We start from the raw sequence: 18,096 nt of genomic DNA, 5'->3' as shown, positions 1-18,096 counted from the left end.
GGAGGCCGACCGACTTGTCGGCTCAGCTGCCGAGCTTCTTGTAGAACGCGCCCGCGATGGGTGCGGTGACCGCGCGCGGGCCGTACTGGCCTGCCACGCTCATCCCCTTGCTGATCAGGCCGGGAACCACGCGCATCTTGTTGCGGGCGAGCGCGTCGATGGACACCTTGGCGGTGGCTTCCGAGGAGACCCACATGAAGTCGGGCACCATCCGGTCGACGATGGAGGCTTCCGCCGGGTCTGGTGTCTCGGTGCGCACCGGTCCGGGCGCCAGCAGCGTGACGTGCACGCCGGAGCCCTTCAGCTCGCCGCGCAGCGACTCGGAGAAGGTGTTGGCGAACGCCTTGCTCGCGGCGTAGGTGGCGTTGTTCGGGATCGGCATGTTGCCCGCGGCCGAACCGCTGATCAGGATGCCGCCGCCCCCGCGGGCGAGCATGCCGGGCAGCACGGCCAGGGTCAGGTCGTGCACCGCGACGGCATTGAGCTCCATCTGCGCGCGCTCGTAGGCCGGATCGAGTTCGGCGACCGCGCCGAAGGTCGCGATGCCCGCGTTGTTGCACAGGATGGCGATGTCGCGGGCGGCCAGTTCCTCCACCAGCGCGCCACGTTGGTCGCGGTCGGCCAGGTCGACGGGGCGTACCTCGGCGGTGATGCCGTGGGCCAGGGTCAGCCGCTGCGCGAGCTCGGTGAGCAGTTCTTCGCGGCGGGCGACCAGGATCAGCGAGTAGCCGCGCGCGGCGAGTTCGGCGGCGAGCGCGGTGCCGATGCCGGAGGAGGCGCCGGTGACGACCGCGCGGTTCTCGGAGGTGGGGGAGGGCAGGCTCACCCGGTGCAGCCTAGGCGATGCGGTGGGCGGCCACGCCGACGGTGGCCGCCCGGCCCGGTCAGAGTCGCGCGGCCAGCCGGGTGCCCTGGTCGATGGCTCGTTTGGCGTCCAGTTCCGCGGCGATTTCGGCGCCGCCGATGAGATGCAGGCTGACACCGGCAGCGCGCAGCGGTGCCTCCAGATCGCGCACGGATTCCTGGCCCGCGCAGACGACGACGTTGTCGACCGGGATCACCTGCGGCCGTTGCCGTTTCTCCCCGAAGCTGATGTGCAGGCCGTGGTCGTCGATGCGTTCGTAGTTCACGCCGCCGATCTGCTCGACGCCCTTGGCTTTCAGTGCGGCGCGGTGGACCCATCCCGTGGTCTTGCCCAGATCCTTGCCGAACGGGGTCGTCTTACGTTGCAGCAGGACGACTTCGCGTGCCGCGGGAGCGGGCTTGGGCGCAGTGAGCTGTCCCCGGACCTGCTCGTCGTCGGAGGTGACGCCCCACTCCTCCTTCCACTCGTCGAGCTTGAGCGTGGGATGGCCCTCGACGGTGAGGAATTCGCTCACGTCGTACCCGATGCCGCCCGCGCCGATCACGGCGACGCGTTTGCCGACCGGCTTCTCCGCACGGACCAGTTCGGCGTACAACAACACCATGGGGTGGTCGATACCCGGGATGTCGGGGATGCGCGGCTGCACACCGGTGGCGAGCACCACCTCGTCATAACCTCCCGCGATGAGTTCGTCGGCGCCGACCCGCTTGTTCAGATGCACGGTGACGCCGGTGAGCTCGAGCATCCGGTTGTAGTAGCGGATCGATTCGTTGAACTCCTCCTTGCCGGGGATGCGGCGGGCGATGTCGAACTGGCCGCCGATCTTGTCGTCGGCCTCGAACAGCTCGACGCGGTGGCCGCGTTCGGCGAGGTTCACCGCGGCCGAGAGCCCGGCCGGTCCCGCGCCTACCACGGCGACGCGCTTGGTGCGGCGGGTCGGCAGCAGTTTCAGCTCGGTCTCATGGCCTGCGCGCGGGTTGAGCAAGCAGGACACGGTCTTGCGTACGAAAGCGTGGTCCAGGCAGGCCTGGTTGCACGCGATGCAGGTGTTGATCTCGTCGACGCGACTTTGCGCGGCCTTGTTCACCCATTCCGGGTCGGCGAGGAAGGGCCGGGCCAGCGAGACGAGCTGCGCGTCACCCCGGGTGAGGATCTCCTCGGCCACCTCGGGCATGTTGATCCGATTGGACGCGCACACCGGAATGTTCACCTGCGCGGTGATCTTCGCGGTGAACTCGACGAAGGCAGCGCGGGGCACCGAGGTCACGATGGTGGGCACCCGCGCTTCGTGCCAGCCGATATCGGTGTTCAGGATGTTCACCCCGGCGGCTTCGAGTTCCTTTGCCAGCGCGACGATCTCGTCGAAGGTCTGGCCTTTCTCCACCAGCTCGGCCATGGAGAGCCGGAACACGATGATGAAGTCCGGTCCGACCGCCGCGCGGGTGCGGCGCACGATCTCCACCGCGATCCGGCGCCGGTTCTCCGGCGAACCGCCCCACGCGTCGGTGCGCTTGTTGGTGCGCGGTGCGAGGAATTGGTTGATGAAATAGCCTTCACCGCCCATGATCTCGCAGCCGTCGTACCCGGCGAACTGGGCCAGCTTCGCGCAGCGAGCATAGTCATCGATGGTGCGCTCGATGCCCTTGACCGACAGTGCGCGCGGCCGGAACGGGTTGATCGGCGCCTTGATCGACGACGCCGACACACTGCCCGGCATGTAGGAGTAGCGGCCCGCGTGCAGGATCTGGATGGCGATCTTGCCGCCGTGTTCGTGCACGGCTCTGGTGATGGCCCGATGCCGGTACGCCTCGGTCTTGTTGGTCAGCTTGGCGCCGAAGGGCAGCAGCCAGCCCGCGCGGTTGGGGGCGTAGCCGCCGGTGATGATCAGGCCCGCGCCGCCGCGTGCGCGTTCGGCGAAGTAGGCGGCCAGCTTGTTGGTATCCCAGGCCCGGTCCTCGAGCCCGGTATGCATCGAACCCATCACCACGCGGTTGCGCAACGCGGTGAAGCCGAGGTCGAGCGGCTCGAACAAATGGGGGAAGGAACTCATCGGTGAGGTCGCCTTTCTCCGTCAATCCGCGCGCGGGGCTGACGCGCGCGGGTGCAGTGCTTGCAGAACTTCGTCGCACCATTCGACGAACCCCGACTCCACGCGGATGCCCGCGCGCAGGACGAGGTACTGGTGCAGGGCCGTCCCGGTGAGCTGTTCCGGGGCGGGGAAGTCGCGTTTCTCGATGTGGCGGTACAGCTCGAGCCGCTGGGCGTGCTGGTCACGATGGCGAGCCACCTCGGCGCGCAACGCGGTGACGTCGCCGTAGGCGGCGGCGCGGATCTTCACCGCGAGTTCGTTGCGCGGGGTGCCGGAGTCGCTCGGTGCGGCGATCCAGCGCGCGAGTTCGGCGCGCCCCGCCTCGCTGACCGAGTACACCTTCTTGTCCGGCCTGCCCTCCTGCGTCACCGACTCGCCGTCGACCCAGCCGGACTCCTCCATGCGCTTGAGGACGCGATAGATCTGCTGATGGGTCGCGCTCCAGAAGTAGCCGATGGACTTGTCGAAGCGGCGCGCGAGCTCGTATCCGGAGCCGGCGCGCTCGGTCAGCGATACCAGCAGCGCATGCTCGAGTGCCATGCGGCGAGGATAGTCGTGACACTCGGTACTATGCAACTAGGTGCATAGGGAACTTGTGCTCCAGGATCGTGGCGAACCGACTTGCGAGGGGCGAGCCGCTGGTCATCTCCGCCCGGGAGGATGCGGTTTCGGCCGGGCTCGCGCGGTCGCGCGCATTAAGCTGCGCGGCATGACCGAGGTGAACGCTCAGGCGACGGTCGGACAGGCTGCCGGGCGCGGGCAAGTGGTGGCGTGGGGGCTGTGGGATTGGGGGTCTTCGGCATTCAACGCCGTGATCCTCACATTCGTGTTCTCGGTGTATCTCACCGACAAGGTGGGCGACGACCTGCCCGGCGGTGTTTCCGCCAGCGCGTGGCTCGGGTGGTCACTGGGAATCGCGGGCCTGACCGTGGCGTTGACGGCGCCGATCAGCGGACAGCGCTTCGACGCCTCGGCGAAACGCAAACGCTCCCTCGCCGCGCTGACCGCGCTCACCATCGCCGCGATGACCTTGATGTTCTTCGTGCACGACGACTATCGCGACCTGTGGCTCGGACTGGTGCTGCTGGCGTTCGCGTCGACCTGCTTCGAGCTGTCGAACGTGCCGTACAACGCGATGCTGCGGCAGGTGTCCACGCCACAGACCGTCGGCCGCGTCTCCGGATTCGGCTGGGCGATGGGTTATTTCGGTGGCATCTTCTTGCTGTTGATCTGCTATTTCGGCTTCATCGCCGGTGACGGCGACAATCGCGGTTTGCTCGGTGTGCCCACCGACGACGGGCTCAACATCCGGCTGGTCGCCGTGCTCGCCGCCGTCTGGTTCGCCGCGTTCGCGCTGCCGGTCCTGTTCGCGGTGCCCGAAATGCCGCGGACAGACGCCGATCCCGGCGCGGCGGGCGCCGGATTCCTCGGCTCCTACCGGGTGCTGTGGCGTGATCTGCGTGAGCTGTGGCGCACCGACCGGCGCACGGTGGGTTTCCTGGTCGCCAGCGCGGTGTTCCGTGACGGTCTGGCCGGGGTGTTCACCTTCGGCGCGGTGCTCGCCGTACGGGTCTACGGCATCGCCGACTCGGACGTGCTGCTGTTCGGCATCGCCGCCAACGTCGTCGCGGCGCTGGGCGCCATCGTCGCGGGACGCTTCGACGACCGGGTCGGGCCGAAGGTCGTCATCGTGGTGTCGCTGGCCGCCATGCTGGTGTGGGGGCTGGCGCTGCTGGTGGTGTCCGGCCCGTTGATGTTCTGGATTTTCGGATTGCTGCTCACCGTTTTCGTCGGTCCCGCGCAGGCGTCGGCGCGCTCATTCCTGGCCAGGCTCGCGCCGCCGGGCCGCGAGGGCCAGCTCTTCGGCTTGTACACGACAACGGGGCGCGCGGTGTCCTTCCTCGCGCCGACGCTGTTCGGCTTGTTCGTCTGGCTGTTCGGCTCCGACCGCGCGGGTATCGCGGGACTGCTGATCGTGCTCGCGGCGGGCCTGGCGGTGCTGCTGCCGGTGCGGTCGCCGGATCCGGTCGCGCCGGACCGTGGCGCCACCGAAGAGCCCCGATCGGCCGCGTGAGATCCGCGGCGAGCGGCCGAGCGCCGGATCAGCGCCGGTTCGGCGGCCGCCAGCTGCCCATGCCGAGTGCGATCAACCGCATCTGCTGAACGGTGCGGTCGATGATCGCCTGCTCCTGGCGCGGCGCCGCCGCCACGTAGGCGGCGATTCCGTCGGTGACCGTCGTGACCATCAGGTCGGCGGCGATTTCCAGGTCCCGCGGGGTCCAGGAGTCCAGGGCCCTGATCCGGGAGAGATCGGCGACGAGTTCCCGCACGATCAGGTGGATCTCCCGCGCGATGGCCGTGCGCAGCGCCGCCGACCCGCCGTGGCGCTCCCTGGTCAGGAAACCGAACAGATCGCGCTTGGGGCCGACCTGCGCGAACACGAATCGCACCGTGTCCGACAGGCTCGCCTCGGCGTTGCGGCGGACTTCGCGCAACGCCAGCCGCAGTGCGGTGACGCCGTCATCGACCAGCGTGGCGCCGAGGTCCTCCAGCGACGCGAAATGCCGGTAGAACGCTGTCGGCACGATCCCTGCCGAGCGGGCGATCTCCCGCAGGCTGAGCGCGGCGAATCCGCGCTCCGCGGCCAACGCGAGGGTGCCGTCCAGCAGTGCCTGCCTGGTCCGCTCCTTGCGCTCGCCTCGGGTCGCCGCCTGCTCGCTCATTCCGGTGAGCATACATCCGTTCACCATTCGACCTATCCATAGATGTAGTTCGAGTCACACGTTTCGCCGGTTGACACCTAACCCCGGGTATCCGTCACACTAGTTTAGTGTACAGACGTGCACTGAAAATTGATTGCACGTCGTCAGCCCGACAAGAGGCACGGAGAACAATGGTGGATCTCATCAACCTGGTGCAGACCCTGACCTCGCCACACCCGCTGGACCGGTATCTGGAGCTGGTCCGTCCCACTCTCACCGTGCGGGACATGCGGGCCGAAATCACCCATGTGCGCCGCTCGGCGCCGGGTTCGGTGACGCTCACGCTGCGCCCGACGCGGCAGTGGAAAGGCCACGTCGCAGGACAGTACGTCCAGATCGGCGTGGTGATCGATGGCGTGCGGCACACGCGGTGCTATTCGCCGGTCAATCCGGAAGGCGGTCGGGATCGCCACATCCAACTGACCGTGAAGGCGCATCCGGGCGGCTTGGTGTCGCAGTTCCTCTACCACCACGCCGCCCCCGGCATGGTGGTCGACCTGACGCCCGCCGAGGGCGTGTTCCGCCTGCCCGAGCCGCGTCCGAAGCGCATGCTGCTGATCAGCGGCGGCAGCGGCATCACGCCGGTGCTGTCCATGCTGCGCACGCTCGCCGAGGAGAACCATCCGGGCGAGGTCGTGTTCCTGCACTACGCGAAGTCGCCCGGGGTGCTGCCGCACCGAGCCGAACTGGACGCGATCACGCAGCGGCACCCGAACTTCCGCATCGAGCTGCGGTATCCGCATCGGGCGCAGGACGTGGCGCCACGGGTCGACCCCGGCGCGCCGTGGGTGGACCTGGCCCGTCCGAAGACCGGCGGATATTTCGACTACGACGAACTGGAGCGCGTCGCGCCTTGGTTCGCCGACGCGCAGACCTATGTCTGCGGCCCGCAGTCGCTGATGGACGCGGTGCGGACGATCTATCAGGCCGAGCAGCTGGAAGACCGGCTGCACACCGAGGAGTTCACGCTGTCGGTCGCACCGGCCGACACCGCGGACGCTCATGGCACGGTGAGCTTCTCGGCCAGCGGGTTGAGCGCGCAGAACAACGGCGCCAGCCTGCTCGAGCAGGCCGAATCCGCCGGACTGAGTCCCGAGTACGGCTGCCGCATGGGGATCTGCTTCTCCTGCACGGCGGTACGCCGCTCCGGCTGCACGCGCAATCTGCGCACCGGCGAAACCGACAGTGACCCCGACCAGCCGATCCAGCTGTGCATCAGCGCGCCGGTCGGCGACGTCGAGGTCGACATCTGATTAAGAAGGGGAGCCAATCATGACCATACTGACCGAAACCGAGAACGGACCGCTGGTCCTGAGCCCGGACCAGATCGAGGAACTCGGCGGGGAACTCGATGAACTGCGCGCCGCGATCGTCGCCGATCTGGGCGAGCGTGACCGGGAATACCTGTACTCGATCATCAAGGCGCAGCGCGGGTTCGAGATCGCCGGGCGCGGCCTGATGTATCTCGGCTTCCTTCCGCCGGTCTGGCTGGCCGCGGTGGCGGCGCTGAGTGTGTCGAAAATCCTGGACAACATGGAGATCGGCCACAACGTCATGCACGGCCAGTACGACTGGATGCGCGAGCCCGGGCTGAACTCCCGGGTGTTCGAGTGGGACACGGTCTGCCCGGCCGACCAGTGGAAGCACTCGCACAACTACTTGCACCACACCTACACCAACATCCACAACAAGGACCGCGACATCGGCTACTCCATCCTTCGTATGGACGAGGCCCAGGAGTGGAACGTGCTGCGGCTCGGGCAGCCGCTGTACGCCTTCGTGCTCATGATGCTGTTCGAGTGGGGCGTGATGGGCCACGACCTCGAGGTCGAGAACATCCTGGCGGGCAAGAAGAAGTGGCCCGAGGTCAAGAAGCTGCTCTTGGGCCAGTGGCGCAAGGCGGGCAGGCAGGTGCTCAAGGACTACCTGGTGTTCCCCGCCCTGACCGGTCCGCTGTTCTTCCACACGCTGGCGGGCAACGCCACCGCCAACCTGGTGCGCAACGTGTGGGCCTTCGCCATCATCTTCTGCGGTCACTTCCCGACCGGCGTACAGACGTTCACCGAGGAGGAGACCGCGGACGAGACCCGCGGCGAGTGGTACATCCGGCAGATGCTCGGCTCGGCGAACATCACCGGAAGCAAGCTGTTCCACATCATGTCCGGCAATTTGTCGCACCAGATCGAACACCACCTGTTTCCGGACCTGCCCGCGAGCCGTTATCCGGAGATGGCGCCCACCGTGCGCGCATTGTGTGAAAAGTACGGTTTGCCGTACAACGCCGGCCCGCTCGGTAAGCAGATCGGCTCGGTGTGGAAGAAGATCTTCAAACTGGCACTGCCGCCTCGCTGGGTCGAGAGCGAGCCGTCTCCCGGTGTTATCGTGATGCGACAGCCGAAGGCGAGCGAAGCGGGCGTGTGAATGATCGGGAAATTCGAAAGCAATAAGGATCTCATTCAGGAATTGACGTCCTCCGGCGCCCGGCATGTCGGCAATATCGCCAACATCATCACGGGCACCGTCGCCGAGGTCACCCGGGAGATCGGTGAGTGGATCACCGACGCGATCGAGATGAACGAGGCGGCGGCCGCGGCTCGTCGGGACGCGGAGCAGCAGGATCCCGATCGCGACCTCGGTGACCAGACCGAGGCCACGGTCACGAAGCCGCCGGTCGGCGAGCCGGAGGGGTTCCTCGACGCCGAGGTCGTCGAGCCGGGGGTCGAAGAGCCGCGCTGATCACCACACCGGCAGCCTGCGCCGGTGTTCGATGACGTCGGTGATCAGATCCTGATAGCCGTCGATCAGTTCGGCCAGCCGGGTCCATCGCAGGTGGGCTTCCCCGCCCACCTGCGCGGCACCCGGCGCAGGCGTGACCTCGTCGCCCAAATAGCGCCGAGCCGCAACCCATTTCGCCGCGATCCGATCGATGACCGCGCCGAGTGTCTCGGTGTGCAGGGATGCGCCCTGGCGGTGCGGCACGTTCGCGGCGACCCACGCGTCGATACGTCCGATCCATTCGGCGCGGCAGCCGTCGATGTCGTCCACCTGTTGGCTGCACGCCGCGACGAGGGTGTTGGACGCCCCCGGGACGTGTGCTCGTTCGAGCGCCCGCTGCCGTCGCTCGTGGCAGTCGACGAGTTCGCGCGCCGCGTGCAGCACGCTGTGCCGGTGCTGATTCTCACCGGGTTCGCGAATCGCGCGAAGCACCGCCGCGGACGACGGCAGCTCTTCGGTGCCGAAACTGCGCTGAGCGTATTCGGTGTGCATGGCATACCTCTGCGACACGATGAATCCTGGGTACGCCAGGGCCGAGGGGGATTTCGGGAGGGGCGCCCCTCGGCTCCGGCGCAGTCCCGCACCCGGCTGCCATCCCACGTTCCACCGGCACGGCAGAGAAACCGGGAAATCCGCGACGATGCGAGAGAAGACGGTCCGAGAAAATCGGGACACTTTCAGGAAAGCGCGGTAGCCGAACCCGCGCAATACTCTGGTGTACGAATCCGGCAGCTGCCGGGAAATCGTTATGTTCCGTTACGGATCGGTCACCCGGACCCGCCCCGTGGTGGTACGTCTTCGAATTCACCGAGCGCATGCGCGGCAACCGATTCGATGCGACCGCTGCGCGTCGCAGCCCGATCCGCTAGCCTCGGTGTTCGTGCCCGCCTACGTGTCATCGCCCGAGTTGACATTCGGCTTCATGTTCGCGCTGGAAGACCCCGAGCGAATCGCGGAGGTCGTGCGCAATCTGATCGTCCGCAAGACCGTCTCGGTCTTCCGTCTCGCCCGGCTGTCCGACGACGACGGCCCGCCGGAGCGCTACGTGGTCAACTGGGCGGTCATCCCGCAGATCTCGATCACCACCGCAGCGCCGGATCAAGAGGAATTGCGAGCCACCCGCACCATGCTGGTCAACGCCTTCCTCAGTGAAGAAGGCGAGGTCAGCCTGTATTCGGCGCAGTCGAGCGGGCCCGCCTGACCGGGCCGTCCGTCGTAGCTGGAGCGCGGCGAGGAGTGCCACCGATCCGGTACGCGCATCCTCGCTCTGCCATCGTCCGCCCCGGTGAACGGTTGTGCTGAACATCGTGCGCCGCAGTGTAATTCGATATACGGATTGTTTGTGACAGCGCGTGTGAAGGCTGTCGGTACGCCGACCGTCATTGCGTCGCCTGGCGGAGTCGCACCACGCGGATCTCGGAGCGAACAGCGCATCCGCGCGGAAGGACATCGAAACATCATGGGCGAAGCCCACATCCGGACACAGCAGTGATCGAAGCGAGCCATCGGCCGGTACGCACCCCCATGACCACGCCGCCGCGCACCCCGATTCGTTGGCATGTCGGTATCGGATGGTGCCGTTCGAGAATGGTTGAATGCGAGAGAATCAGCTCACCTGTACTGGTTGTGACTTCAATCACAACAACCGGAGGAGCGTTGATCATGGAACCAGAGAAGCCCGTCGTACCGACCGCGCCGATTCGCGTTCGAGGCGATCTGGACCCCGCGTTGTCGCGGTGGATGTGGCTGGTCAAGTGGCTACTAGCCATTCCGCACTACATCGTGTTGTTCTTCCTGCACATCGCGTACGCGGTGCTCACGATCGTCGCCTTCTTCGCGATCCTTGTCACCGGCAAGTACCCGCGGCGCCTGTTCGACTTCAATGTCGGCGTCATGCGCTGGGGATGGCGGGTGGTCTTCTACGCGCTCTCGGTGCTCGGCACCGACAAGTATCCGCCGTTCAGTCTGCGGCCGAACGCCGAATACCCGGCGGACCTGGAGATCGACTACCCGGAGTCGCTGCACCGCGGTCTGGTGCTGGTGAAGTGGTGGCTGCTGGCCATTCCGCACTATTTGATCGTCGCCGCGGCAGTGAGCGGGGGTATCGCGCTCGGGATGAGTGATGGCGACGACTGGAGCGGTGGCTCGATCTCGTTGCTGAGCGTCCTGCTGCTCGTCGCGCTGATCGCGCTGCTGTTCACGGCGCGGTACCCCCAGGGCGTCTACGACTTCGTCATGGGCATCAACCGCTGGGTCATTCGCGTCCAGGCGTACGCCGGCCTGATGCGGGACGAGTACCCGCCCTTCCGTCTCGACCAGGGAGCTCGCGAGTCCGAGTGAACCCGATGCCGCTGTGCCACCCGATCCGCCCGCTGACTCGGCGGGCGGATTCGTTGCGACACCGCCGCCGGCCCGCACAGGCGGGTCATGGAGCCACCGGCTGGAATGCCCTGACCTCCTCGTGACCGGCACGAACGACACCGGCTGCCGATTCCGGCACTTCCTTCCACGCCCCCGGCAGGTCGCGCAGCGGCTCGGAGACCACGAAGCGGGCTTCCATGCTGAGCTCCCAGAGGACTTCGACCTCCGGATGCAGCAGCCGCAGTGTTCCGATATCTGTGGAGTAGAACAAGGACCGCGACTGCCGCTCGCTGGAGTACCGGAAGAACCACATCGACGTACCGTCGGTGGTCGTGACGGTCATCTGCACCGGATCGGCGACGCCGTGCTCCCGGCCGACCTCCTCGACGAACCCGACCGCCCGGGCGACCGCGCCGAACGGGTCGTCGAAGAGGCCGAAGGTGAGCGCGAGGAAGAACAGGACCTCCGAGTCGGTGGAGCCCTCGATATCGGGATACAGGACCGGGTCGATCGCCGTGACGAGATCGCGCTTGATCTCGTGGAAGCCGCGCAGCGCTCCGTTGTGCATCCACAACCACCGCTCGTGCCGGAACGGGTGGCAGTTGCTGCGCTGGACCGCGGTCCCGGTCGACGCGCGCACGTGCGCGAAGAACAGCGGCGTGCGCACCTGCGCGGCGATCTCGCGCAGGTTCCGGTCGTTCCATGCCGGTTCGATGTTCTTGAACACCGCCGGTCGTGTGCCTTCGCCGTACCAGCCGATCCCGAAGCCGTCGCCGTTCGTGGTCGTCGCGCCGAGCCGCGAGTGCAAACTCTGGTCGATCAACGAGTGCTTCGGCCGGAACAAGAGGTCCTCGGCCCGGATCGGCTCACCCGAATAAGCCATCCACCTGCACATCCATCGATTGAAGCAGATCGAGCGGAGATGGCGGGCGGATCTGCTCAGACCGTTCGCCCGGCACCCGGGCAGCCCGTTCGGCACGGGCGCGGCGGCGGGTCCACCCATCCCGCAACCAGCTCGCAAGTCGAGCGGTAGGGCGGTGGGAGCGCGGCTTCTTTCCTCGTACGCAGAGGGAGATTTCGAAGTGTTTGAGCTTCGCGCTCGGGGGGTAATAGCACTGGAGACCCGCAAAGTTGCGGGTCTCCAGTGTGCTGCGCCCCCGGCAGGAATCGAACCTGCGACCTAGGGATTAGAAGGCCCTTGCTCTATCCAACTGAGCTACGGAGGCAGCGGGTTCCACGATGGCCGACATTGGCCGCGCTGTCCAGCGGGCCAATTATAGCGACCGTCCAGGTGGCCATATTCTTAGCGTTAGCAACGTTTCAGCCATCCCGAGACAGTAGGTGACGTGCCCGTGGTGATCCGCGGCCAACAATATCGGTACAAACCCGACCGGGCCACGCAATACTCGCCGAACTACGCTCAGTCGTATGTCCTCCGCCGCCACCTCGTCCGCCGCGCCTGAAGCCGCGGCCTCCCGGTCCGGGGCGACGTTCGCGACGGTCACCGTGCTGGCCGGCGCCCTCGCGGCCGTGGTCGCGGCGCTGGTGGTGGGGTTGTCGGCGGCGCAGGCGCTGAGCCTGCTCGGCATTCCCGACCCGGGCGTGGCGACCACCTACGGCTTGCCCGCGATCCGGGCGCTCGCGGACCTGTCGGCGGCGCTGACGGTCGGTTCCCTGCTCTTCGCGGCCTTCCTCGTACCACCGCAGCCGAACGGATTGCTGGACGTCGGGGGCTACCGCGCGGTGCGGCGAGCGTCGAACTTCGCATTGGTCTGGGCATGCTGCGCCGCGCTCCTGGTGCCCCTGACGGTTTCGGATACCACGGGTCAGCCGGTGGGTGAGGTTCTGCGGCCGGAGGGTCTCTGGCGGGCGATCGACCAGATCGAGCTGGCCGGAGCCTGGCGCACGACCGTGGTCTTCGCCCTGATCGTGGCGGTGGGCTGCCGACTGGCCTTGCGCTGGGGCTGGGCCCCGGTACTGCTGGGCGCCGCGATCGCCGCCATGATGCCGTTGGCGTTGACCGGGCATTCCTCCTCGGGCGGGTCGCACGACGTGGCGACCAACAGCCTGATCTTGCATTTGATCTCGTCCGCCGTTTGGGTGGGCGGCCTGTTCGCGGTGCTGGCGCACGCCTTGCGGGGCGGCGCGTACACCGACGTGGCGACGCGGCGCTTCTCCCTGACCGCCACGGTCGCGTTCGGCGTGATCGCGGTCAGCGGTGTGATCAACGCGTTCGTCCGCGTGCCCCCGGGCGAGTTGTTCACCAGCACCTACGGCAGGCTGGTGCTGGCCAAGGCGGCCGCGTTGGCGCTGCTCGGTGTGTTCGGCTACTTGCAGCGCCGCGCCGCGTTGCCCGCGCTCGCGGCCGATCCCCGCGATCGCGCCGCGCTGGTCCGGTACGCGGGCGTGGAGGTGTTGATCTTCGCCGCGACCATCGGCCTCGCGGTCGGACTCGGACGCACGCCGCCGCCACCCCCGGATTCCGTCCCGAACCCCGTGGAAGTGGAACTGGGCTACGACCTGGCTGGGCCGCCGAGCGTCGCTCGTTTGCTGTTCGACTGGCGCTTCGATCTGATCTTCGGAACGCTGTCGCTCGTGCTGGCGCTGCTGTACCTGCTCGGCGTGCGGCGGCTACGAGCGCGGGGCGACGCGTGGCCGGCCGGGCGGACGCTCGCCTGGCTGTCCGGTTGCGTGGTGCTGCTGGTCGCGACCTGCTCCGGAGTCGGCCGGTACTCGCCTGCCATGTTCAGCGTGCACATGGGGGCGCATATGGCGCTGTCGATGCTCGCGCCGATCCTGTTCGCGCTGGGTGGTGCGGTGACGCTGGCGCTGCGCGCGCTGCCGCCCGCGGGGCGCGGTGGAGCGCCGGGACCGCGGGAATGGCTCCTGGCCGCGGTACACAACCCGGTGTCGCGTTTCCTGACCCATCCGATCGTGGCCTCGGCGATCTTCGTCGCCGGGTTCTACGCGCTGTATCTGGGCGGCATCTTCGACGCCTACGCCGACTCGCACGCGGCGCACCTGCTGATGAACCTGCACTTCCTGCTCAGCGGCTACCTGTTCTACTGGGTGGTGATCGGCATCGATCCCAAGCCGAGGCAAGTGGAGCCGCTGACCAAGCTCGCCATGGTGTTCGGCTCGCTGCCGTTCCACGCGTTCTTCGGCATCGCGCTGATGAGCATGACCACGGTGCTCGGTGGCTGGTTCTACCGCGGCCTCGGTCTGGGCTGGAACGGCGATCTGCTCGGCGACCAGCGCACCGGCGGCAGTCTCGCCTGGGCGAGCGGTGAGGTTCCTCTGGTGGTGGTGATGCTGGCTTTGCTGATCCAATGGTCGCGCAGCGACCAGCGGCTCGCGCAATGCACCGATCGAGCCGCCGTACGCGACAACGACGCCGCACTCGCCGCACACAACGCCATGTTCGCCGAACTGGCCAAGCGAGATGGAGAAGTGCGTAAGTGAGTGAACGCGCCACCGCGGTCTCCCCACACAGACCGGTCGGGCGGGTGGAGCGGTCGCACGTGCGATCCGCACGCAAGCGGCTGGCCGGGCAGATCCGCAAGACGCCGGTCTTCCATACCTCCGTCGCGAGCCCGTCCGGCCCGGTGCCGGTGACGATGAAGCTGGAGCACCTCCAGCACGGCGGGACGTTCAAGGTGCGCGGCAGTCTGAACGCGCTGCTGGAGTCGGGCGACGGCGTCGATCAGGTGGTGATCGCATCCGGCGGCAACGCGGGCATCGCGGCCGCGCTGGCCGCCGCACGGCTGGGCAAGTCCTGCACGGTCGTCGTCCCGGAGACCGCGCCGCACACCAAGGTCGCCGCGATGTGGTCACACGGCGCCGAAGTGCTCTGGTGCGGCACCACCTACGCCGAGGCCATGCGGCACGCGGCCGAACTGGCCGCCGAACGCGGCGCGTTGCTGTTGCACGGCTACGACCTGCCCGCGGTGGTCGCGGGCGTGGGGGTGGTCGGGCTGGAACTCGAAGAGCAGGTACGTGGGCGGCCGCCGGTGCTGGCGGCGGTGGGCGGCGGCGGACTGATCGCCGGGATCGCGGCCGCGGTCGGGCGCCGTCAGCAGGTCATCGGGGTGGAGCCCGAGGGCGCAGCGATCCTGCGGGCGGCTTCGGAGGCGGACGGTCCCGTCGACATCGCCGGGACCGGTATCACCGTCGATTCGCTGGGTCCCACGCGGATCGGTGAAATAGCCTTCGACCTCGCCCGCCGACACGGGGTGCGGTCGTTGCTGGTCAGCGACGACGCGATCAGCGCGGCGCGTGAGTATCTGTGGCGCGAATTCCGCATCTTGGTCGAACTGGGCGGCGCCGTCGCCCTGGCCGCCCTGCACAGCGGCGCCTATGTCCCCGCGCCGGACGAGCGACCGGTGGTCGTCCTCTGCGGCGCCAACACCGACGTGGCGGTGTTCTGATCGCACGGCGTGAAAGCGATGATTTTCACACTTCGGGGAGTTGTGCACATTTCCGGACGGGTCTGCTCGGCGCCCCGGAATTGGACGCACCCTGGAGGAGCCCTCCTGGAGGGGGAGGAACTCCGGGCAGGCCCGGAGCCGAGTGTGAAGGGGCGTAACCATGTACGAAGCCAACGCGACCGTGATCGGGACGATCGCCACCCATCCGGTCAAGCGGGACCTGACCAATGGCGAGCAGGTGGTCACCTTCCGTCTGGCGAGCAATTCTCGCCGGCTGGATCACGCGTCGGGGCAATGGGTGGACAACGGCACGTTGTATCTCACCGTCAGCTGCTGGCGTCGATTGGTGGCGGGAGTCGACGCGTCCCTGCGGCGCGGCGATCCGATCATCGCCTACGGTCAGCTGCGCTCGCACGAGTACCGTAGCAAAGACGGCGTGGAACGACGGGATCTGGAGATGCGCGCCTCCGTGGTCGGCCCGGACCTGTCCCGCTGTGCGGCGCAACTGACGCGGCTGTCCGATATGCCCCCGTCGCGGAATACTTCCGGGGGGTCGAGCGCTGAAGGTCGGGTGCCGGTCGGCGACGCGCCGGGGGAGAATGTGGCAGCCGCCGGTTCGGCACCGCCTCGCGGCAGCGCACCCGAGCCTGTCGACGCGTGATCGCACGACCGGTTTCGTCCTGGCGGCAGGGTAGCTCTGCTTCGTCCCTTCATCTCCCGCACCGATAGGCTTTTGACTTATGGCTGAGTTCATCTACCAAATGAAGAAGGTTCGCAAGGCGCACGGCGACAAAGTCGTGCTCGACGATGTCACCTTGGACTTCCTTCCCGGCGCCAAGATCGGCGTCGTCGGCCCGAACGGCGCTGGTAAATCCAGCGTGCTGAAGATCATGGCCGGACTGGACCAGCCGAACAACGGTGACGCGTTCCTCGCCGCCGGCGCCACCGTCGGCATCCTGCAGCAGGAACCTCCGCTCAACGAGGAGAAGACCGTCCGCGGCAACGTCGAGGAGGGCATGGGCGAGATCAAGGTGAAGCTGGATCGCTTCAACGAGATCGCCGAACTCATGGCCACCGACTACTCCGACGAGCTCATGGAGGAGATGGGCAAGCTCCAGGAGGATCTGGACCACGCCGACGCCTGGGACCTGGACTCCCAGCTCGAACAGGCGATGGACGCGCTGCGCTGCCCGCCGCCGGACGAGCCGGTCACCAACCTCTCCGGTGGTGAGCGCCGCCGGGTCGCGCTGTGCAAGCTGCTGCTGAGCAAGCCCGATCTGCTGCTGCTCGACGAGCCGACCAACCACCTCGACGCCGAGAGCGTGAACTGGCTCGAGCAGCACCTGGCGCAGTACCAGGGCGCCGTGCTCGCGGTCACCCACGACCGGTACTTCCTGGACAACGTCGCGCAGTGGATCCTCGAGCTGGATCGTGGCCGTGCCTACCCGTACGAGGGCAACTACTCCACCTACCTGGAGAAGAAGGCCGCGCGGCTCGAGGTGCAGGGCAAGAAGGACCAGAAGCTGCAGAAGCGGCTCAAGGAAGAACTCGCCTGGGTGCGTTCCGGCGCCAAGGCCAGGCAGGCCAAGAACAAGGCCCGCCTCGGCCGGTACGAGGAGATGGCGGCCGAAGCCGAGAAGATGCGGAAGCTGGATTTCGAGGAGATCCAGATTCCCGCGGGCCCGCGCCTGGGCAACGTGGTGGTGGAGGTGGAGCACCTGGACAAGGGCTTCGGTGACCGCCAGCTGATCAAGGATCTGTCGTTCACCTTGCCGCGCAACGGCATCGTCGGCGTGATCGGGCCCAATGGCGTCGGGAAGACCACGCTGTTCAAGACCATCGTCGGGCTCGAGCAGCCGGACAGCGGTGAGGTGAAGGTCGGCGAGACGGTCAAATTGAGCTACGTCGACCAGAACCGCGCGGGCATCGACCCGAAGAAGACGGTCTGGCAGGTGGTCTCCGACGGTCTGGACTACATCGAGGTCGGCCAGCAGGAAATGCCGTCGCGCGCCTACGTGAGCGCCTTCGGTTTCAAGGGCCCGGACCAGCAGAAGCCCGCGGGCGTCCTGTCCGGTGGCGAGCGCAACCGGCTGAACCTCGCGATGACCCTCAAGCAGGGCGGCAACTTGATCCTGCTGGATGAGCCGACCAACGACCTCGATGTGGAGACCCTGGGCTCGCTGGAGAACGCGCTGGAGAAGTTCCCCGGCTGCGCCGTGGTCATCTCCCACGACCGCTGGTTCCTCGACCGCACCTGTACCCACATCCTGGCGTGGGAGGGCGACTCGGACAACGAGGCCAAATGGTTCTGGTTCGAGGGCAACTTCGAGGCGTACGAGGCCAACAAGGTCCAGCGGCTCGGCCCGGAAGCGGCCCGCCCGCACCGGGTTACGCACCGCAAGCTGACCCGCGGCTGAGCCCGGCCCTCGGCGGGTGGGTGCGGGCACAGGCCGCACCCACCCGGCCCAGGACGCCTCGCCGCAGACCGGACTTCGCATTCGTCCGGGGTCCGGCGGGTGTCATGCGTCCGCCGGATCGCAGTTGGCAGCCTGCCTCATCGGGCTCGGAGCCGGCCACTGCCTGGCGTTTGCTGACGCATCGTGTGGGCGATGACGCCAGAAATCGACGGGGAAAACGGGGGGAGGAGCGCCTCGGTGGGGCAGCTCGATGAGTCTTTATCGGCAACGCGGAACAGGAGTGACACCTACCCGCGCGTAGCTCGCTAGGGTGGGAGTCGTGAATGCGCAGGCGCAGTTCGAGCAACCGGTGGCTTCGACCGCCGACGCGGTGGCCGAGCTGACCCGAGGTACCGGTGCG

Annotated in this window: 16 protein-coding genes and 1 tRNA gene; 10 read left to right on the top strand and 7 right to left on the bottom strand. The window is 67.4% G+C overall.

Annotated elements, in window-relative coordinates:
- Nucleotides 1-22 precede the first annotated feature (22 nt).
- Genes K8O92_01700 through K8O92_01690 form a run of 3 tightly spaced genes read right to left on the bottom strand, consistent with a single transcriptional unit; the run spans nt 23 to nt 3,494 of the window.
- Complete coding sequence (locus tag K8O92_01700; GenBank protein UAK32767.1) at nt 23-826, bottom strand: SDR family oxidoreductase; 804 nt, start codon at nt 824-826, stop codon at nt 23-25.
- 58 nt (nt 827-884) lie between these two features.
- Nucleotides 885-2,915, bottom strand: a complete 2,031-nt coding sequence (locus K8O92_01695; protein ID UAK32766.1) for an NADPH-dependent 2,4-dienoyl-CoA reductase — start codon at nt 2,913-2,915, stop codon at nt 885-887.
- Between the two features lie 21 nt (nt 2,916-2,936).
- A complete protein-coding gene (locus K8O92_01690; GenBank protein ID UAK32765.1) occupies nt 2,937-3,494 on the bottom strand; it encodes a PadR family transcriptional regulator in 558 nt (185 codons plus the stop codon).
- Nucleotides 3,495-3,663: 169 nt separating this feature from the next.
- Here K8O92_01690 and K8O92_01685 point away from each other — a divergent pair, with 169 nt between their 5' ends.
- Nucleotides 3,664-5,028: an MFS transporter gene (locus tag K8O92_01685; protein UAK32764.1), complete on the top strand. Its 1,365-nt coding sequence runs from the start codon at nt 3,664-3,666 to the stop codon at nt 5,026-5,028.
- 28 nt (nt 5,029-5,056) lie between these two features.
- Here K8O92_01685 and K8O92_01680 read toward each other — a convergent pair whose 3' ends face one another.
- Nucleotides 5,057-5,704: a TetR family transcriptional regulator gene (locus K8O92_01680; GenBank protein UAK32763.1), complete on the bottom strand. Its 648-nt coding sequence runs from the start codon at nt 5,702-5,704 to the stop codon at nt 5,057-5,059.
- Nucleotides 5,705-5,847: 143 nt separating this feature from the next.
- On the opposite strand from K8O92_01680, the gene K8O92_01675 reads away from it, so the two are divergent.
- The 3 genes from K8O92_01675 to K8O92_01665 are packed head-to-tail and all read left to right on the top strand — an operon-like array spanning nt 5,848 to nt 8,452.
- Entirely contained in the window at nt 5,848-6,969 is a 1,122-nt protein-coding gene (locus K8O92_01675; GenBank protein UAK32762.1) for a ferredoxin reductase, read from the top strand.
- A gap of 19 nt (nt 6,970-6,988) precedes the next feature.
- Nucleotides 6,989-8,137: an acyl-CoA desaturase gene (locus tag K8O92_01670; GenBank protein UAK32761.1), complete on the top strand. Its 1,149-nt coding sequence runs from the start codon at nt 6,989-6,991 to the stop codon at nt 8,135-8,137.
- Nucleotides 8,138-8,452, top strand: a complete 315-nt coding sequence (locus tag K8O92_01665; protein UAK32760.1) for a hypothetical protein — start codon at nt 8,138-8,140, stop codon at nt 8,450-8,452.
- On the opposite strand, the gene K8O92_01660 is transcribed toward K8O92_01665, so the two are convergent.
- Nucleotides 8,453-8,983 carry a DUF4254 domain-containing protein gene (locus K8O92_01660; protein UAK35378.1) on the bottom strand — a complete coding sequence of 177 codons (531 nt, stop codon included), beginning with the start codon at nt 8,981-8,983 and terminating at the stop codon, nt 8,453-8,455.
- Nucleotides 8,984-9,371: 388 nt separating this feature from the next.
- On the opposite strand from K8O92_01660, the gene K8O92_01655 reads away from it, so the two are divergent.
- Together K8O92_01655 and K8O92_01650 are read left to right on the top strand one after the other, a co-directional pair.
- On the top strand, nt 9,372-9,692 hold the full coding sequence (locus tag K8O92_01655; protein UAK32759.1) for a hypothetical protein: 321 nt from the start codon (nt 9,372-9,374) through the stop codon (nt 9,690-9,692).
- Between the two features lie 461 nt (nt 9,693-10,153).
- Nucleotides 10,154-10,831, top strand: a complete 678-nt coding sequence (locus K8O92_01650) for a DUF4389 domain-containing protein (GenBank protein ID UAK32758.1) — start codon at nt 10,154-10,156, stop codon at nt 10,829-10,831.
- Between the two features lie 85 nt (nt 10,832-10,916).
- On the opposite strand, the gene K8O92_01645 is transcribed toward K8O92_01650, so the two are convergent.
- Together K8O92_01645 and K8O92_01640 are read right to left on the bottom strand one after the other, a co-directional pair.
- Complete coding sequence (locus tag K8O92_01645) at nt 10,917-11,735, bottom strand: class II glutamine amidotransferase (protein UAK32757.1); 819 nt, start codon at nt 11,733-11,735, stop codon at nt 10,917-10,919.
- Between the two features lie 269 nt (nt 11,736-12,004).
- Nucleotides 12,005-12,078, bottom strand: a tRNA-Arg gene (locus K8O92_01640).
- Nucleotides 12,079-12,280: 202 nt separating this feature from the next.
- Here K8O92_01640 and K8O92_01635 point away from each other — a divergent pair.
- The 4 genes from K8O92_01635 to ettA all read left to right on the top strand — a co-directional run bounded on the left by K8O92_01635 (nt 12,281) and on the right by ettA (nt 17,696).
- Complete coding sequence (locus K8O92_01635; GenBank protein ID UAK32756.1) at nt 12,281-14,314, top strand: cytochrome c oxidase assembly protein; 2,034 nt, start codon at nt 12,281-12,283, stop codon at nt 14,312-14,314.
- 44 nt (nt 14,315-14,358) lie between these two features.
- Entirely contained in the window at nt 14,359-15,279 is a 921-nt protein-coding gene (locus K8O92_01630; protein ID UAK35377.1) for a serine/threonine dehydratase, read from the top strand.
- Between the two features lie 160 nt (nt 15,280-15,439).
- Nucleotides 15,440-15,940 (top strand): single-stranded DNA-binding protein, encoded by a 501-nt coding sequence (locus K8O92_01625; protein ID UAK32755.1) that lies wholly within the window; start codon nt 15,440-15,442, stop codon nt 15,938-15,940.
- A 79-nt stretch (nt 15,941-16,019) separates the two neighbouring features.
- Complete coding sequence (gene ettA / locus K8O92_01620) at nt 16,020-17,696, top strand: energy-dependent translational throttle protein EttA (GenBank protein ID UAK32754.1); 1,677 nt, start codon at nt 16,020-16,022, stop codon at nt 17,694-17,696.
- The last annotated feature ends 400 nt before the right edge of the window (nt 17,697-18,096 follow it).

It is taken from the genome of Nocardia asteroides, from assembly GCA_019930625.1.
Classification (GTDB): domain Bacteria; phylum Actinomycetota; class Actinomycetes; order Mycobacteriales; family Mycobacteriaceae; genus Nocardia; species Nocardia sputi.
The sequence above is the reverse complement of the archived record's forward strand: the minus strand, read 5'-3'. Positions and strand labels throughout refer to the sequence as shown.

Coding starts and splice junctions, on each gene's coding strand:
- K8O92_01695 (UAK32766.1), bottom strand. CDS start 2,915: ATGAGTTCCTTCCCCCATTTGTTCGAGCCGCTCGACCTCGGCTTCACC.
- K8O92_01690 (UAK32765.1), bottom strand. CDS start 3,494: ATGGCACTCGAGCATGCGCTGCTGGTATCGCTGACCGAGCGCGCCGGC.
- K8O92_01685 (UAK32764.1), top strand. CDS start 3,664: ATGACCGAGGTGAACGCTCAGGCGACGGTCGGACAGGCTGCCGGGCGC.
- K8O92_01680 (UAK32763.1), bottom strand. CDS start 5,704: ATGGTGAACGGATGTATGCTCACCGGAATGAGCGAGCAGGCGGCGACC.
- K8O92_01675 (UAK32762.1), top strand. CDS start 5,848: ATGGTGGATCTCATCAACCTGGTGCAGACCCTGACCTCGCCACACCCG.
- K8O92_01670 (UAK32761.1), top strand. CDS start 6,989: ATGACCATACTGACCGAAACCGAGAACGGACCGCTGGTCCTGAGCCCG.
- K8O92_01665 (UAK32760.1), top strand. CDS start 8,138: ATGATCGGGAAATTCGAAAGCAATAAGGATCTCATTCAGGAATTGACG.
- K8O92_01660 (UAK35378.1), bottom strand. CDS start 8,983: ATGCACACCGAATACGCTCAGCGCAGTTTCGGCACCGAAGAGCTGCCG.
- K8O92_01650 (UAK32758.1), top strand. CDS start 10,154: ATGGAACCAGAGAAGCCCGTCGTACCGACCGCGCCGATTCGCGTTCGA.
- K8O92_01645 (UAK32757.1), bottom strand. CDS start 11,735: ATGGCTTATTCGGGTGAGCCGATCCGGGCCGAGGACCTCTTGTTCCGG.
- K8O92_01635 (UAK32756.1), top strand. CDS start 12,281: ATGTCCTCCGCCGCCACCTCGTCCGCCGCGCCTGAAGCCGCGGCCTCC.
- K8O92_01625 (UAK32755.1), top strand. CDS start 15,440: ATGTACGAAGCCAACGCGACCGTGATCGGGACGATCGCCACCCATCCG.
- ettA (UAK32754.1), top strand. CDS start 16,020: ATGGCTGAGTTCATCTACCAAATGAAGAAGGTTCGCAAGGCGCACGGC.